The organism is Paraburkholderia sp. PGU19 (assembly GCF_013426915.1).
In the GTDB taxonomy this organism is placed as follows: domain Bacteria; phylum Pseudomonadota; class Gammaproteobacteria; order Burkholderiales; family Burkholderiaceae; genus Paraburkholderia.
On sequence record NZ_AP023181.1, the window covers coordinates 2,339,362 to 2,357,319 of the forward strand.

Below are 17,958 nucleotides of genomic sequence, written 5' to 3' on the forward strand. Positions count from 1 at the left end.
GAAGACGAAAGAGGGGTGATGTGTGTCTGATTCCGCCGCCGAAAAGCGCACCAAACCCGACACGGATCGCGCTGATCCTGGGACACTGGCGCTGCAGGAAGATCCGTCCGCGCTGTTTGGAGGGCGTGGTTCGCTAGCTGCTCGCGTCGCGCAGGGCAAGGCGGCGCGCAGTAAAGTGCCGCGCGAAAAGCTGGCAGATTGCAAGATTGCAGATCGCGATCCCATCGCGCTGCTCGATGCTTCGAATGTGGGCCGGGTGCCGGAACTGATACCCATCCGCTACGGGCGGATGATCGCGGGTCCGTTCTCGTTCTACAGGGGGGCGGCGCCGCTGATGGCGCACGATCTGTCGAAGCTGCCGCATTCGGACATCATCGTGCAATTGGGGGGTGATGCACATCTGGCGAATTTCGGATTGTTCGCGAGCCCGGAGCGGCGAATTCTCTTCGGTCCCAACGACTTCGACGAGACGCTGCCGGGCCCATTCGACTGGGATGTGCGCAGGCTTGCCGCATCATTCGTGATCGCTGCGCGTGAACGCGGATTCGCCCTGCGTGACCAGCGCGGCGTGGTGCGTCGGCTGTGCGAAACCTTCCGGCAACGGCTCGCCGAGTTCAGCCGCATGGACACGCTCGACGTCTGGTACTACCAGTTCAAGGCGGCGAGCATGCTGGCCATTGCCGATTCGATGGTGGAACGCAGGAAAGAACTGGCCGTCATCGACAAGGCGAGGCAACAGTCGTCGCGTTCCGTGATGACGCATGCAACCGAGCTTGTCAACGGCAAGCTGCGCATCAAGGACGTGCCTCCGCTCGTGTACCACATCCCACTGGAGAGCCCGCACGATCATAAACAGTACGATGCGATGGTACGGCGTTTCTTCGCCGACTACCGGCTAACGCTTCCCGATGACAGGCGCGCACTGTTCGATCGCTATGAACTGGTGGATGTCGCTATTCGCGTCGTAGGCATCGGGTCGGTGGGAACGCGTTGCTACGAGGCGCTTTTCATGGCCGACGGACAATGCCCGCTGTTCCTTCAACTCAAGGAGGCGCGGGCTTCTGTGCTGGAGGGTTACGTGCCGCCCAGCCGCTATCCCAATCACGGCCAGCGTGTAGTGAACGGGCAGCGTCTGCTGCAGTCGGCCAGCGATATTTTTCTCGGGTGGTCGAAGATGCGCCACACGGGCAACGACTTTTATGTCCGGCAGTTGCGCGACATGAAGGGCGCATTCGACTTTTCCACCTTCGACGTCGGAGACCTCGGTGAGTATGCGGTTTCCTGCGCTCATGCGTTGGCTCATTCCATGGCGAAAGCGGGCGACCCCGCGTTGCTCAGTGGATATCTCGGTAAGTCGGATACATTCGACGAAGCCATCATGCGATTCGCACTAGCTTACGCAGAACAGAATGAGGCTGACTGGACGACTCTGAAAGCAGCAGTCAAAGCGGGACGTATTCAGGTCATTCGTGAATGAGGTTAGTCGCGGCGTTGCGCTCATGGTTATCACCTGGCTGGATCTCGAGCGTTTGCATCTGACCGGTAGATCGATCGCTATTCCAGCGTCCGTATCGAGTTGCTGATACCTCTCGCGCAGTCGATAACGGCAGGGGCGAGCTTCTGACGCGCGTCTTCGAAAGTCCATCTGCTTGTGGGCGCAACCACATGCACGGCTGCAACGGGACGCCCCTGGCTGCCGACCACGGGCGCCGCGATCGACATATCGCCGATGAACAGTTCCTCGCGGTTCGTCGCATAACCATGCTGGCGCGCTTCGGTGAGCCGCTCGCCGAGCGCAGCGAGGTCCGTCACCGTGTTCGCCGTGAATGAGATCCGGTTCATCTGTTCCAGACGCACGAGCGCTTCTTCCACGGGCAATGCGCTCAGATACGCGCGCCCACTGCCCGTGCAATACATGGGGATGCGACTGCCGATGGGCATGTGGATCGGCACAAACTTCGTCGACACGAAGCGTGACACGTAGACCATCTCGTCGTCGTCGGGCTCGGTCAGGTTCGTCGTTTCGCCCGTGATGTTGGTGAGTTCCGACAGGAATGGATTGGCGACGTCGATCAACGTGTCGGCGGCGAGATAGTTGAAGCCGATCTGCATCACGCGCGGCGTGAGCTGATAGCGGCGCGTCAACGGGTGTTTGCGGATATAGCCGAGTTTTTCGAGCGTGTAGACCATCCGCTGCGCCGAACTTTTCGACATCGACGCGGCATCCGCGACTTCAGCCAGCGTCATCGTGCGACGTTTCGCGCTAAACGCGCGCAGCACGTTCAAACCCTTTTCCAGCGATTGATTGAAGAGCAGGTCGGGGCCGTTTCCGGCGGCGCTGTCGGAAGGCGAAAGATCCATCGTCGTCTCAATGGTGAACTCGATATCGCATCATAGCGTATCGCATATCGATACACAAAAATCTCTTTGCGATTTTTTTGATTCGATTATCATGATTTCGCGGTCACAAAACCAAATCCGCCAGCGGTCGCACTGACGCGCCGGCTCCCGTCTGGAGATATGCATGGTTACGTTTGCCAAACGCTTCACCCTGTTTGCTGCTGGTCTCGCTGCCTGTTTCGCGATTTCGTCGGGTGCCGCGCGCGCCGCCGAGCCTGTCTACAAGGTAGGCGCAACGGCCACGGGTGTGCCGTTCACGTTCCTCGACATCAAGACGAATTCGATCCAGGGGATGATGGTCGATGCCGTCACCGCCGCAGGGCGCGCGGCCGGCTTCAAGGTCGAAGTGCAGCAAAACGTGTTCTCGGCGCTGATTCCGTCACTGACCACGCAGAAGATCGACATCATTTCCGCGGCGATGCTCAAGACGCCGGCGCGCCAGCAGATCGTCGATTTCTCCGACACCGTCTATTCATATGGCGAAGGCCTGGTCGTCAAAGCGGACGACAAAGGCCACTACACGTCGATGGACGACCTCAAGGGCGAGGTAGTGGGTGCGCAAGTCGGCACCGCGTTCGTCGATGCGCTGAACAAGAAGGGCATTTTCAAGGAAGTGCGCACCTACGATTCCGTCGCGGACATCATGCGCGACGTCGCGCTCGGTCGTATCAAGGCGGGCTTCGCGGATCAGCCTATCGTCGCGTATCAGTTGCAGCAGGGCGCCAACACGCAGGTGCGGCTCGTGCCCGAATACCAGTCGGCAGTGAAGGGGCAAGTGTGCTTCATCGTGCGCAAGGGCGACACCGCAACGCTCGAGCAGCTCAATACCGCGATCAAAAAGATGAAGGCCGACGGCACGCTGCAGCAGATTCTGCAGAAGTGGCACATGATCTGAACGACACCGCGTATCGCTGCATTCGAACCTGTCCGCGTGTGAACGCACGCGGACGATCTGCCAAGCGTGTCAGGAGGCGCGATGTTTTTGCAGAACGCAATCGACTTTCTGCCGATCCTGCTGAAGGGCGCAGTCATCACTATCGAGATCACGGCCTGCGCATTCGTGCTCAGCTCGATTCTCGGTCTCGCGCTCGCGCTGCTGAAGGTGTCGCGTAATCGCGCGGCATCGACGTTCGGCAGTACCGTGATCAATCTGATCCGCGGGCTGCCCATCATCGTGCAGCTTTTCTATATCTATTTCGTGCTGCCCGACATGGGCGTGCAACTGTCGGCATTTCAGGCGGGCGTGATCGGTCTGGGCATCGCGTATTCGGCGTATCAGGCGGAGAACTTCCGCGCGGGCATCGAGGCGATCGATCATGGACAGATTGAAGCTGCGCACGCGATCGGCATGCGGGGTCCGCTCATCATGCGGCGCGTGGTGCTGCCGCAGGCGTTCAGGATCGCGCTGCCGCCCTACGGCAACACGCTCGTGATGTTGCTGAAGGATTCGTCGGTAGCTTCGACGATTACCGTTGCCGAGATCACGCGCGCGGGGCAGCTGATTGCGTCGTCGACGTTCCAGAACATGACCGTGTACACGCTCGTCGCGCTGCTCTATCTGGTGTTGAGCCTGCCGCTGATGTTCAGCGTCAACCAGCTTGGCAAGCGACTCGCCGTGAGGAAAAGTCGATGATCGAGATCAACGGAATACACAAGCGCTTTCACAATCAGGAAGTGCTCAAAGGCGTGAGCCTGAGCGTGAAAGCAGGCGAAGTGGTGTGCCTGATCGGGCCGTCCGGTTCGGGTAAATCGACGGTGCTGCGCTGTATCAACGGCTTCGAAACCTATGATGCAGGCTCGATCACCATCGATGGCGTGCGTGTCGATGCGCACGCAAAGAACATCCACGAATTGCGCATGCGCGTGGGCATGGTGTTCCAGCGCTTCAATCTGTTCGCGCATCGCACGGCCCTCGAAAACGTGATGGAAGGGCCCGTGTACGTGCGCCGCACGCCTGTTGCGCAGGCTCGCGAGCAGGCTCGCCAGCTGCTCGACAAGGTGGGCCTGTCGCACCGGATGAATGCCTATCCGGCAGAGCTGTCGGGCGGACAGCAGCAACGTGTCGCAATTGCGCGTGCGCTCGCGATGGAGCCCGAAGCCTTGCTGTTCGACGAACCGACATCGGCGCTCGACCCGGAGCTTGTCGGCGAAGTGCTGAATGTGATGCGCTCGCTCGCACGGGACGGCATGACGATGGTGGTCGTCACACACGAAATGGCATTTGCGCGTGAAGTGGCCGATCGCGTGTGCTTCCTGCACGGCGGCACGATCTGCGAAACGGGTCCGGCGCGCGACGTGCTGACCGACCCGAAGCATCCGCGCACGCAGGAATTCTTGCGACGTCTGCTTTCGTCCAGCGACGCTCACGTTACCGCCAACCAGAACTGAATATGATCGAAGTGAAAGAGGGGGCCGCGTTGCCCGATTCACTGTGGGCCGCGACGGCGCAGCCTACGCCCGACACGCCGCCGCTGCGCGAGTCTGCATCCGTCGACGTGGCGATCGTCGGTGCGGGCTTTACCGGTTTGTCGACAGCCCTGCATCTGGCCGAACGCGGTGTGAAGGTGTGCGTGCTCGATGCGGCCGAGCCGGGTTGGGGCGCATCGGGCCGCAACGGCGGCCAGGTGATTCCGGGGCTGAAGTACGATCCCGACGAACTCGTGCAGCGCTTCGGTGAAACGGCGGGCAACCGGCTCGTCGAAACAGTCGGCGCGGCAGCCGATAACGTCTTCGATCTGATCGGCAAGTACGGCATCGAATGCGAAGCGGTGCGCCGCGGGTGGATTCAACCCGCCCCTTCGCCTGCGATGCTCGAAACCGTCACCCGTCGCGCACGGCAATGGGCGGCGCATGGTGCCGAAGTCAGTCTGCTCGATGCTGCACAGGTGTCGCGTCGGCTGGGCACGAAGAGCTATATCGGCGGATGGGTCGATCATCGCGCGGGCAGCATCCAGCCGCTCAGTTATGTGCGCGGTCTCGCACGCGCGGCGCAAGGGCTGGGCGTGGCCATTCATGGACGCACATCGGTGACGCGGCTCTCGCGTAACGCGCGCGGCTGGCGCCTCGATACGCAGGGCGGGGCGAGTGTCGAAGCGCAGCGTGTCGTGATCGCCACCAACGGCTATACGGGTGCGCTTTGGCCTGGCTTGCGGCAATCGGTGATCGCGGCGAACAGCTTCATTGTCGCAACCCGGCCATTGGCGTCGGAGATCGGCAACGACATTCTGCCGGGCGGTGAAGTGGCGTCCGATTCACGCCGCCTGCTACTGTACTTCCGTCGCGATGCGGCGGGCCGTCTCTTGATGGGTGGACGAGGACCGTTCTCCGAGCCGCGCGCGAACGGCGACTGGGCGCATCTGGAACGTGCCGTGGAACTGATGTACCCGCAACTGAAGGGGATAAGCTATGAATATCGATGGGCGGGGCGTGTCGCGATCACCTCGGATTTCCTGCCGCACATTCATGAACCCGCACCGGGGCTGAGCATCGCGCTGGGCTATAACGGACGCGGCATCGCGATGGCCACAACGGTCGGCAAGCACCTGGCCGAACGCATGTGCGGGGAGTCGCCTGCATCATTCCCGTTTGCAGTGACACCCGTCAGATCGATCCCGTTCCATGGGCTGCAGCGCTTTTACATCACGGCTGGTGTGGCGTGGTATCGCTTGATGGACGCCGTTGCGTAACACGCCTGTCGAGTGCGCACGATCGAACAGGGGACGGCAGCCCGCTGCTTCAGCGAACTCTCACGCTTGGCCGACTCGAGACGCTTCGAGTCGGCCGCCGCTTACGTTATCAAACGTTCGTTCATCGTTCAGTACCAAGGCGGTGGAGGTTTCCATGACAACCAGAAATCGCGAAAAAGGATTTGGCCTCGGTCTGTCCATTGTCCAGGGTCTCGCAAATCTTCTGGATCACGATCTCGATGTGGACTCGACACCCGGGCGGGGATCGCGTTTTTCGGTTACGGTCCCGTTCGCAGGACTCGTGCCGCCGGCGCTGCTGGAGGCTCAAAAGGTTGAAGACGGCGACCTGGACCTGACCAATATGGTGGTGGCGATCATCGAGGACGATAGCGACTTGAGACTCGAGATATCGACGCGTCTGATCGAGCATGGATGCTACGTCGTAGCGGGAGAATCATCGCACGACATCATCGATCAGTTGCGCATCGAGGCTTTGGCGAGTGGTCCGCATTTCATTCTCTCCGACTACCGGCTGGAACACGAGGACGGTGTTGCTGCGATTGTGGCAGTCCGCACTGCAACGGGCGCTTCGATCCCTGCGATGCTGTGGTCGGGAGATACCTCATCGGCTGTGCTCAAGAAAGTGGCTGACAGTGGCATGAAGCTTCTATCGAAGCCGGTTTCGGAGCAGACCTTGTTGACTCTACTCGCAAAACACAAGCCAAAAGCATGGGTCGAAGGCGAGGAGAGCGGGTAGCGGAAATCTTCACGACAGTCCCTTATCTGCTGCTTCTTTTCCGAGAGTCAACTCGGCATTGACTCTCAGTGCGGCTTCGACGCGGTTTCTGACTTGAAGTTTGTCGTAAATAACACAAGAGACCTGTCTCACATGTCCCTCGGAGACGTTGAGTTCTCTTGCGATCTGTTTCCCTGATAGGCCACGTGCAATGCAACGTGCCAGGTCCCATTCTCGCGGCGAAAGTCCAAGGTGATGCTGATTCTGGCTAGCTGAGGGCGTTTGCGTCGAACAGGCAAAGCGCAGCAAGACCTCTTCCGGAATCCAGAGTTCGCCACCTAGAATCCTGCTCAGTCCGATGAACATTTTTTTGTGTGCGCCTCCCTTCAAAAGGATTCCTCGAGCCGCATAGTCACGCATGCACATGCGCAGAATTTCAACTTCATGATCGTTGCCAGGAGCGAGTCCCGTGCAGATGACCACGGGAACATGGGATGGATTGCCCGCCTGGAAATGTTCAAGTGTCTTGGCGCCGCGATTCTCACCATCCAGATTCAGGTCCATGAATACCAGATCTGGGGGAGGTGTCTCGTTTACTTTTTCGAGCGCGCTTGCAAGCGTGAATACTGGCGTGACTTCAATTGGGGTTGCGCTCAACTCCGACGCGTGTGATTGGACATATTCGGAAAGAGCAACGCAAAGAATTTCGTGGTCATCGACCCATATGATTTTCATGGTCGCTTCTCCTCTTTTGCACATCAGAGAAAAGCAGTCGATTGCGCGCTACGTTCGTGCGCACTCTATCTACCAGCTTAGCATATCGGTCGGGGCTGCGGATCTTGAAGGGATGGACAGAACGCTTTCCGATTGCGGACGGTTTGAGACATCACGGCGGAGAAATGCATGGGCGGTCCGTGAGTGTAGGTGACGCGCCGACAGCCTCGCGGCGAATTGTCTGCGGCGTACCGACAGCTGAGTGCGCCACCCGCGCGCGAAGTGTGTCGACGTATGCACCTTCCTGTCATTTCTTTCGCGCGGCCGACGGGCGTGCCGCAGCTTTCACACAAGGATGCAGACCCGTCCATTTTCATCATGCCTTGTCGCAGTTTATTCATGTAGTTATCCTTCGTAAAATCTATCCACCCGATTTCGCTTCCTGAGGTTCGCGGCGCCGTTGAACACCTCAAGCGCTTATGAAACAATGGACGGAGATCACATATAGCAGGACATAATGTGCGTCATAACCAACAGCGCCGCCGGACCGTTCTGCATTTCGCGCTCTATGGCGCGGAAGTCGACCCATCCCTGGTCGACATGGTGCATTACGAACGCATTCCCCAGCGTGCCGGCCGTTTCGACTTCGACATCAAGCCGCACGTCCATGATGCGCTGATCCAGGTGCTCTACGTCACCGCCGGGGCGGCGATACCTTCATCGACGGCAAGACCTGGTCAGTCGAACCGCCATGTCTGATCGTCGTGCCGGCGCGCTCGGTCCATGGCTTTCACTTCCGGAGCGACATCGACGGTCACGTCATCACCGCTGCGCAGTCTGCGCTGGAATCGCTGGCAATGACGGCCGCGCCCGAGCTGCTGGAGTTCATCCGCACGCCGACGGTGCTGTCGATCGATCCCGACGTCGAGCGCGGCACGCCTTTGGACATCCTGTTTCAGTCGATCGGCCACGAGGCGGAGAGCCACGAGCGCTGGCAATTCACGGCAGGCGCAGCACTGACGATCGCCCTGTTCGTCAAGATCGGGCGCCTGAGCGAGAGCGCCCGTCTTTCGGCCAGTTCCGAGCAGCGGACAATGGCCGCGCGGATCGAGCGGTTCCGCGCGCTTCTTGACCGCCATTGCCGTGAGCGGCGGCCGGTGGCCAGCTATGCCGACGAGATGGGCGTGTCCACCGGCCAGCTCTCCCGCATCTGCCGCGCCACCTTCGGGGTCTCGGCAATCGAGGCCATCGATGCACGCTCGATCCATGAGGCCAAGCGGCTGCTCGGCTATTCGACGCTCAGCGTGAAGCAGATCGCCAGTGAACTGGGGTTTCAGGACGAGGCTTATTTCGGTCGTTTCTTCCGCAAGCAGACGGGTCTCCGGCCAACCGAATACCGCTCCGCGGCTCACGATCGATCCTTGCCGTCTAAAAAGGGGAGAGCGGGCTGAGTCGACCTCGCCCCCGTCATCCGATTTAGGCCGATAACCCGCCGAGTTTCACGAACAGATGCTCCGGCCCGGAGTTGGTCAGATTGTTGCCCCGCACATACTGGATCGGCCTTGCCGGATCGAGCGTAATATCGCCGATCTTGCGGGCCAGAGCCTTCGTCGCGATGAGCGTTTCCAGCTTGGCGAGCGGCGCGCCAAGGCATTTGTGCATGCCGTTACCGAACCCCAGGTGGCCGCCGGAATCGCGATCGATGTCGAACGTCTCACCCTCGGCAAATTTTCGGCTGTCGCGGTTCGCAGCCGACAGCAGCAATCGCACCATCGCGCCCTTGGGCAGATCGACGCCCGCGACAGTGGTCGCCTCGGTGGTGATGCGGCTTACGCGCTGGACGGTGCCGCGATAGCGCGCCACCTCTTCGACGAAACGGTCGGCGTCGGCGGGGTTTTCGCGGATACGTCCCAGCATATCCGGCTGTTCGGCGAACATGCGAAAAGCGTTGGCGACAAGGATCGTGGTCGTGTCGTGCCCGGCGATGAAGACGAAGGCGCACAGCTCCTTCGCTTCCTTTTCCGAAAGCAGCCCGTCCTTCCACATGCGCGCGATATGCCCGCCGATCGACTGGCTGTCAGTGAGAGCGAGCCGCTCCAGCGCTTGCTTCAGGTAAGCGAAGAAAGCCTGCGCGCTCTGCTCGTCGGTGCCCGTCCCGGGCGCATTGCGGGCGAGGCGCCCGAAGTAGCTAAAGGTCTCGTCCGACCAGAACTTCATCTTCTCCTCATCCTCGTTCGGCACCTCGATCATCGTGGAGATGGTCGAGATGCTGAGCGGGATAGCGAAATCGTTGACGACATCGCCGCCGCCATTGGCAATCATCGCGTCGAGCAGGTCCTCCGCCCTTTGCGCGATCTGCTCGATAAAGGGATCGAGCGCCAGCGGCAGGAAGGACGGCTGGACGACCTTGCGTAACCGCGAATGGTCGGGCGCATCGAACAGCGTCAGGAACGTCAGCGGTGGCGGGCTCACGACCTCGGAGGAAAACAGCTTCGGGTTGCGGATTGCCTGGTAGACGTCGTCATAACGCGAGAGGAACCACACGTCCGAAGTCGCCGACTTGCAACGCAGCACGGGCGCATGCTCCCGCATCCAGCGGTAGTGCTCGTAAGGGTCGCCTTGCGAGCCGTCGTCGACCACCTTGAATGGCTCCAGCCCCTCGGGCCAGTCCAGTTCGTGTGAATAGGGCGGAAGGGTTTTGGACGTGAATGGGCAGACCTGCGGTGCACTCTCCGGCACAGCAGACGGGAGAGCGGGGGACGCTGCGACCATGGGTGCCGTCTTGCCCATCGTTATACGCTCCAGCGCCCGGCTCATCGTGGCCCTGGAATGGAGCGCATGCAACGCAATCACGTCGCGCGCCGCGTTCAGGTCGCCCATTTCGAAGGCAGCGACAATGTCCCGGTGCTGCTGGACGATATCGCCGACGATCTCGATCTGGTCGGTCAGCGCGCGAGCGATGTAGTCCTGCACGGCCAGTTGCCGGTAGAGCGCGATCAGTTGGGCGTTCCCGGAAGCCTCGATCGTGAACATGTGGAAGGCGTGATTTGCCTCGATGTACCGCTGAACGTCGGTAAAGCGCCGCCCCGACACGAACGGCGCCGTCGCCTCGGCGAGCTGGCGGAACATGATCAACTGTTCACTCGAGAGCCGGCCCATGGTCAGCTGGGCTGCCCCCAGTTCGAGAACCATCCGCAGGTCGAAGGCTTCATCGACATCGACGGGAGCGATGCGCTCCTCGCCGCTCTGGACCACCAGGCCGGTGCCGGCGAACTTCTCGTAGTAGAAATTGCGCGGCGTCAGCCCTTCGGACGAGAGAAAGCTGCGTACCGCGTCAACCATCGGCGGCGGCCCGCAGAGGTAGACGTCCGCATCGCCACCGTTGAGCTGGGAGGCGCTGATGTGGTGGGTCACATAGCCCTTGTTGGGATGGGCGCTGTCAGGGCTGGCAACCGTGCAGGCATAAGTGAAGTTCGGCAGACGCCGCGCATAGATTTCGAGCCGGTCGATGCCAACCAGATCCTCATCGCTGTTCACACCCAGGATCATGTGGATCGGATACGGGCTGCCGCCGTCCTCGACGATCTTGTCCAGCATCGACAGGAACGGCGCGAGGCCCGTGCCACCCGCCAGAAACAGCAACGGCCGTTCAATGGGGCGCAGGTAGAAGCTTCCCATCGGGCCGCGAAACTCGATTGGGTCGCCTGTTTTTGCGGTTTCGCAGAGCCAGGTCGACATCATCCCTTGACGCACATTGCGCACAAGGAAGGACAGGTGCGGCTCGGATGGCCCTGAGCTGAAGGAGTAAGACCGTGTCTGATCGGTGCCGGGTATCCGGATGTTGACATACTGCCCAGGAAGGAAGCTGATATCTGCGCGGTTATCGAGTTCGACTGAGAAGGCAATCGTGGTGTCTGACGCTCGTTGGCAGGCGACGATCCGTCCACTGTAGGAGGAAGGCCCGGTACCCGAGACATCGGCGTTCGTCGCAATCTGGATCACGCAGTCGGAACGTGGGCTCATCTGGCAGGTGAGAACCTTGCGCGTGCTCGCTTCCTCAGGGCTAAGCGCATCTTCCACGCAGTCGCCCAGAACGTACTCGCCGGATTCGCAGACCGCTTTGCAGGTGCCACACACACCATCACGGCAATCGAGTGGAATATTGATCCTGGCGCGAATGGCGGCATCGGTGATGCGCTCGTCCGCCTCGCAGTCGATGAAGCGGGTTACTCCGTCCTCAAAACGGAGGGTTATCTGATGGGCCATGGCGGTGTCTCCTCTAGAGCCGCCCGAACATGCCGCTCCGCTCGCGGTCTGCCCGGGGGCGGGCGCGCGAGGTAGCCTTGTTTCTCGCAAGCGCCCGGTGGGTTTGGTGACACCAATTTAGAGCCTGAGGAGCGTTCCCCTCAATGGACAGAGACGACGTTAACCCGGACAAAACGTGCATTGTGATGGATGCCGGGATGGACCTGGTAATCTAGAGTTCACCGCTTTCCGCGTCCCAGAAAATACACATTGACCACATTAAATCCGCCGCGCGTCTCTGTTCGCTGTACATGCCAATTGGCCGGATCGGGCTATGTCACAGCGTGATGCATTGCCGTCGGCGCCTCGCGACGGGGCCCGGACAAGGAAGCAGTCCCCGATGCAATGCCGATTACATCCGCAACCACACCGATGGCTCGGTTTATCTGGCGCGCACGGCGCTCGTGGCAAGCGCGCGCTGGGAAATCGCGTGTGTACCGGTTCTGCCTGGTGCGTCCTTGTTGTTGGCGGGTATTTGCTATGTCCTAGGAATGGACCTCGGTCCTATTGTCGACTGGAGCCTTATTTTCGGTGTCGCGATGCCGGCCTGCATCCTGGTTCCTGGTGCGATCGCCCGGCTTTTCGGATGGGTTCTGATGCCAGAAGTCAGGGGGCATGCAACCGCCATCACGTTCGCTTCATCTGATCGTATGTTGTCAGAGCGGGGCGGTCGGGAAGTCTTACCTTGATCGTCGTGCCGGCTCCCGGCGAACTGATGACGTCGATCAGACCGCCCAGCATCAGAACGCGCTCTTCCATCCCCGCCAATCCGAACGACCTTTTTCGGGTCGCCAGAACGTCGAATCCCAGACCGTCGTCGCGTACTTCCAGAAGGCAGCCGTCGGGCGCTCGTTCCAGCGTGATGACGACCTCGTTGGCGGCAGCGTGACGGGCAACATTGGTCAACGCCTCCTGAACGAGGCGGAACAGGACGATGGCGCAATCCTCGCTAACGACGATATTCTCGTCTTGCAAGTGGAGGCGACAGACGGTACGGCCATTGCGGTTGAACTCGGCCGCGAGCCACTCGAGCGCTGCCGAAATACCCGTGTCGAGTGCGGCCGGGCGCAGTGACGCGATCACGCCTCGTACGACCTGCATGGTTTCGTCCACAAGGGAAATCAGTGACTGGGTTTGCACGGCCAGTTCCGGGAGATCGTCGCCGAACTGCATGCGTAATACCGACGCCCTCATGCGAAGCGCGGTGAGGTGTTGTCCAAGCTCGTCGTGCATTTCACGAGCAATATGCTTGCGCTCTTCCTCGCGCGCCGTCTCACGATGAGAGGTGAGTTCGCGCAGCATCTCGTAGGACTCGCGCAAACGGTGCTCAGCCTCCTTGCGCTCGGTCAGATCGACCACGAAAGCAACACCCTCCTTGCCACTGGTGTCGAATGCAGCCCTGCCGACCATGACGGGCACACGACTGCCGTCCCGCCTGATGTATTCCTTTTCGGCAGGTTGAATGTGCCCGTTCTGTCCGATCTGTGCCAAAGCCCGTTCGCTGCTTTCGCGCCATTCCGCCGGCGTCAAATCCCTCCAGCGGAGGCGGCCTGACACAAGGTCGTCGCGCTCATACCCCAGCATGTGCAGGAATGCGTCATTGGCCTCCAGAATGTCACCCTCGGCATTCCATACAATGATGCCGACAATGTTGGCGTCGACGAGTCGCCGTATTCTGGCCTCGCGTTCCGCAAGGTCGCGGTACAGACGGCTATTCTCGAGCGAGGTCGCGGCCAGTGAGGCGAGAAGCCGAAGCACCGCGGTCCGGGCCGGCGCGAAGGCGCGAGTGATCAGGTTGTTTTCGAGGTAAATGGCACCGATGAACTTGGCCTGGTTCATCAACGGTAAGCATAGAACTGAATGGGTCCGATGCCTACTGATGTAAGGGTCCATCGCGAATGTGGGCTCGCTGGCGGCATCGTCGAGAATGACACTCTCCCTTGTGCGCAGCACATGGTAAAGCACCGACTCGGGCATCGCCATCGCGCTCACGGGCGCATCCCGCAACTGCACGCGAGGCAGGTCGCCGTCCGTCCTGGCTTCCGCTGCGATCCGTTGTACGCCCGCATCCAGAAGAATCAGTAAGCCCCGCTCGGCACCTGCCTGTTCGAGTGCAGTACGCATGATCGTATCGATCAACCTGTCGAGGACGACCTCGCGCGAAACAGCCTGCGACACCTTGACGACAGTGGCGAGGTCGAGGTGTTCGACGGGCGCTCCAATCGTGCTAGCTGGCCCGGGCGCTCGCTCGCCCTCCATGAGATGCGGATAGCGCTCATCGAGTTGCCGCACCTTGCCGTCGGCGCCCCAACGCTGGTAGCCCCGCCGTGCGTCGTCCAGATACACACGGGCAATCCTGTCGAACCCCTGCTCGGCGTAGAAGCGGGACGCGAGTTCGTTGGCCAGCGCTTCATTGTGTGAGAAGCCGTTTGCGCGTGCCGACCGGACGGCCTCTTCGTAGAGTTGCATCGCCTCAACAACGCGGTCCTCCAGTCGGGCCATTTCGGCACCGACCAGCGCCGCGCGGTTGCCGAAATTCTCCGGACAGTTTTTCGCCCAGATCTTCAGTTGCCGGTGATGCCCGGCAATGGCGTCGTGATGCTGCTCTCGCTCGCCGGCTGATGCGCGGTCGCAATGTGCGGCCCGGACCAGCGCACCATAGAAGTGATATTCGCTTTCTTCCAGATGCGACGATGAACTCCAGAGCAACTGCTGCGCCATCGACGCGGCGTCCATGGCGCCCACATGGTCACCTGCTAGATAGCGCGCCTGCAGTTTCCGTATCCAGTACCAGCACGCAGCCGTTGCGAGCGCTGGATTGCTGGACAAGTGCTGCTCCGTACGAAGTTCGTTGAACTCACCGTAGTCGAGGCGACCGAATTTCAGCGTCGCGCCTCGGAGCATCCGGATCAACGCGAGTTGCGTGGTGAGGTTATCGACGACAAGACCGAACCGCGCCTTCGCTGAAAACGCGAGGCCCTGTTCTGCTTCGCGTTCCACCTCGATCAACGGCTCACCGGCGAACAGCAGGTCCGACACGATATGGCAGCATGTATAGGCGCCAGATGGGAGGTCCCCGATCCGGTTCGCCGCTTCGAACGCGCGACGCAGCATCTCAGTGCTGACGCGCACATGTGTCGTCCAGCGCACGACGTAAAGCGCGAAGCAGAGATACGTCACCGCTTCGAAGCGTTTGAGCCCACGGCGCTCGACCAGTTCGAAGCCGATCTGGCCGAACTGGAATCCGGCCTGATAATCGCCAAAGCGTGGTCCTGCGATCCGGGGGAACATGACATACGCAAAACACGACGCGTCGCAGTTACCGTGCTCGAGACTAAGACTGATCACTTTGCATATCGTCAGTGATGCCAGATTGGCGTCAAAGAACCACGCTGGCCTCATGAGTTTGCTCAGCACATCGACGGTCGCGAGGGACGCTGGGTCCGTCATCAATGGCAAATCGATGAGCGCCTCGATAGTCCGGCCGGCAAGCCGTGACCGGATGTTTTCATACTCCTGCCGCGCGTCGTTCTCTTGCGGATGCGCTAGCCAATCGATACCGACTTGCCGGAGGTGGTCGAGACAAACCTGGACCGCGTGACCGCTCCGATCGAGAGTCAGGTAGACATCCATTCGCAGACAGGCGACATGCGCCTGTTCGACCGTGGTCGTCGCGCGGTCTGACAGCATGGCCAGGCGCTCTTCCGCGACCGATAACCGGCCAGTGAGGAATTCGCATTCGGCCCGGTTCAACTCCAGCGCGAAGATCAGTTCATACCTGCGCTCCCAGCAGTCGCCCGTCAGGAGGTCAGTGCCGGCAGTCAGATAGTTGAGCGCCGATGCATACGCTGTCGACGCCTTGGCTCGCTGGCCGGCGATCAGGTTGAATCCGGCCAGTTGCTCGCGCGCTTCCCGCGACGTTACCAGAGCAGCGCCACGGTTGTGCTGACTGACGATCTCGAAGATGGTCTCTTCAAGTTTGTCTGCGGGCGTCTGAGCCGTAAGCAGCTGCCCGATATGCAGGTGAGCATCGGCGCGCGAGTGTTCCGGGATCAGTGAATAGGCGGCCTCCTGTATCCGGTCGTGCGCGAACCGGTAGGCGCCTTTGACGTGCTCGACGAGATCCTGATCAACTGCCGGCCGCAGTTGCACCTGAATCTCATGCAGCGAATTCCCCGAGACCTTCGACAACATCTCGATCGAGGCGGTGTTGCCGAGACAGGCGAGCCGTTGCAAGGCGAGCAGCGTTTCGGTGGGCAGACGCGCCAGCTTCGCGACCATCAGGTCTATCACGTTGTCGGTGTAGCCCTTGCCGTGAATTCTGGACAGGCTCCAGTTCCAATTCGCCGTGTCGTGATCGAAGGTGAGTAAATCTTCATCAGCGAGTGCGTGCAGAAACTGGATGACGAAGAATGGATTGCCCGCCGTCTTCGCGTGCACGAGATGCGCAAGCGGTGCCACGCGTTCGCGCTCGCAGCGTAGCGCTTCGGCGATCAGTTGCTCGACGTGCTCGTGGGCGAGAGGCGCGAGCGCAATTTCATCGAGCCGCGCACCTGCGTTCCTGATAGCTTGAAGCTTGCGCATCAACGGATGCGCGGCATCGACCTCGTTATCGCGATAGGCGCCGATGAGCATCACGTATTGAAGATCGGAGCGGGTCAGGAGATCCTCCAGCAGATCCAGCGTCGCGGCGTCGAGCCATTGCAGATCGTCGAGAAACAGCGCCAGCGGATGTTCCTGTCGCGCGAAGACACCCATGAAGCGACGGAAGACGCGCTGGAAACGGCGCTGCGCCTGATGCGGCTCCAGTTCCGGGACGGGCGGCTGATCGCCGATGATGTGCTTCAGTTCGGGGATCAGGTCCGTCATGAGCCCTGCATTCGGCGTCAGTGTCTCCAGCATGGCGTCGCGCCAGACTGCCAGTTCCGACTCCTTCCTGCCGAGAAGCGGCCGCACCAGGCCTCGAAAAGCCTGCACGAGCGTCGAATAGGGTATGTCACGTTTGTACTGGTCGAACTTCCCGAAGGCGAAGAGTCCCCGCGGCGGCACCAGTACCTTGTGCAGTTCGTTGACCACGACGGATTTGCCGATGCCGGAATAGCCGGAAACCAGCACCAGTTCGGGCGTGCCGCTGCTGACGACGCGGTCGAACGCGGCCACCAGAGCGTCGACTTCGCGCGCCCGCCCATAGAGCTTCTCCGGGATGAGCAACCGGTCGGGGGTGTCGTGTTCACCCAGCGCGAAGGCATCAATGTGGCGCTGACGCTGCCACTCGTAGAGGCAGCGCTGCAGATCCCGCTCGACGCCCGCCGCTGTCTGATAGCGCTCCTCGGGCGTCTTGACGAGTAGTTTCATGACGAGGTCCGAGACGGCGGGCGGGATCGTGTCGACCCGTGTGTCGGGGGGCGCCGGTTTTCGGGCGACATGGCAGTGCACCCATTCCATCGGATCGGCGGCCGCGAAAGGCAGCGTGCCAGTCAGCATCTGGTAGAGCGTGACGCCCAATGCATAAAGGTCGCTGCGCGAATCGATCGAACGATTCATCCGCCCGGTCTGCTCGGGCGCCATGTAGGCGAGGGTGCCGGCAATGGTTTCGGGCGGCTCTGGCGATTGCCGCTCGCGTGGCAGGCGCGATGCGATGCCAAAGCCGGTGAGCCGCACCCGGCCGTCTGTGCAGTTCATCAGAATATGCGCGGGCTTGAGGTCCTTATGGACGAGGCCGCGCTGGTGCAGCTTGCCCAGCGCCGCGACGATGCCCACGGCGAGGGGCAAGGCAGCTTCCAGCGCCATGGGTGCGCCAATCAGGCGTTCGAGTGGCTCGCCGCCCGGGTCCTCCAGCACGAGTGCGGTCCGTCCGTTTTCCCGGACCAGTTTCAGAGGTCGCACCGCCCACGCGCCATCGAGCTGATCCTTTAGTGCGAATTCGTGTGCGAGGCGATCGAGGGTGGCGGACGAGGGGCGTTCCGCGGCGGCGCGAACGATTAGCACGCTGTCACTGCCGTCCGACGCGCGGAACCGGCAGAAGGTGCGCTCGCCATCCTCCCACAGGATCTGGGCACCGCTACCAGCGTTGGAACTCTCTGAAGCGTTCATCTGCCGCCATTCACCGTCATGCTT

General features: G+C 61.0%; 10 protein-coding genes and 1 pseudogene. 7 read left to right on the forward strand and 4 right to left on the reverse strand.

From position 1 onward, the window contains the following. The first annotated feature begins 22 nt into the window (after positions 1-22). Entirely contained in the window at positions 23-1,477 is a 1,455-nt protein-coding gene (locus H1204_RS40220; protein ID WP_180734184.1) for a DUF2252 domain-containing protein, read from the forward strand. Between the two features lie 77 nt (positions 1,478-1,554). On the opposite strand, the gene H1204_RS40225 is transcribed toward H1204_RS40220, so the two are convergent. After that, positions 1,555-2,361: an IclR family transcriptional regulator gene (locus H1204_RS40225; RefSeq protein WP_180734185.1), complete on the reverse strand. Its 807-nt coding sequence runs from the start codon at positions 2,359-2,361 to the stop codon at positions 1,555-1,557. A 163-nt stretch (positions 2,362-2,524) separates the two neighbouring features. Between H1204_RS40225 and H1204_RS40230 the strand changes: the two genes are divergently transcribed. The 5 genes from H1204_RS40230 to H1204_RS40250 all read left to right on the forward strand — a co-directional run bounded on the left by H1204_RS40230 (position 2,525) and on the right by H1204_RS40250 (position 6,843). Beyond that, positions 2,525-3,295, forward strand: a complete 771-nt coding sequence (locus H1204_RS40230) for an ABC transporter substrate-binding protein (RefSeq protein WP_180734186.1) — start codon at positions 2,525-2,527, stop codon at positions 3,293-3,295. An 81-nt stretch (positions 3,296-3,376) separates the two neighbouring features. Further along, complete coding sequence (locus H1204_RS40235) at positions 3,377-4,033, forward strand: amino acid ABC transporter permease (RefSeq protein ID WP_042305625.1); 657 nt, start codon at positions 3,377-3,379, stop codon at positions 4,031-4,033. Then, entirely contained in the window at positions 4,030-4,788 is a 759-nt protein-coding gene (locus tag H1204_RS40240; protein WP_180734187.1) for an amino acid ABC transporter ATP-binding protein, read from the forward strand. Before H1204_RS40235 ends, H1204_RS40240 begins: the two co-directional genes overlap by 4 nt. A 2-nt stretch (positions 4,789-4,790) precedes the next feature. Then, entirely contained in the window at positions 4,791-6,086 is a 1,296-nt protein-coding gene (locus H1204_RS40245; protein WP_180734188.1) for an FAD-binding oxidoreductase, read from the forward strand. Further along, a complete protein-coding gene (locus tag H1204_RS40250) occupies positions 6,079-6,843 on the forward strand; it encodes a response regulator (RefSeq protein ID WP_274608248.1) in 765 nt (254 codons plus the stop codon). The genes H1204_RS40245 and H1204_RS40250 overlap by 8 nt, the downstream gene beginning before the upstream one ends. Positions 6,844-6,852: 9 nt before the next feature. Here the strand turns inward: H1204_RS40250 and H1204_RS40255 are convergent, their stop codons facing one another. Next, positions 6,853-7,557, reverse strand: coding sequence for a response regulator transcription factor (locus tag H1204_RS40255; protein ID WP_180734190.1), 705 nt, complete (start codon positions 7,555-7,557; stop codon positions 6,853-6,855). A 498-nt stretch (positions 7,558-8,055) separates the two neighbouring features. On the opposite strand from H1204_RS40255, the pseudogene H1204_RS40260 reads away from it, so the two are divergent. Further along, a pseudogene (locus tag H1204_RS40260) lies at positions 8,056-8,987 on the forward strand (helix-turn-helix domain-containing protein). A gap of 25 nt (positions 8,988-9,012) precedes the next feature. On the opposite strand, the gene benC reads toward H1204_RS40260, so the two are convergent. Then, on the reverse strand, positions 9,013-11,802 hold the full coding sequence (benC, locus tag H1204_RS40265; protein ID WP_180734191.1) for a benzoate 1,2-dioxygenase electron transfer component BenC: 2,790 nt from the start codon (positions 11,800-11,802) through the stop codon (positions 9,013-9,015). A gap of 666 nt (positions 11,803-12,468) precedes the next feature. Continuing rightward, positions 12,469-17,934, reverse strand: coding sequence for an AAA family ATPase (locus tag H1204_RS40270; RefSeq protein WP_180734192.1), 5,466 nt, complete (start codon positions 17,932-17,934; stop codon positions 12,469-12,471). Between the last annotated feature and the right edge of the window lie 24 nt (positions 17,935-17,958).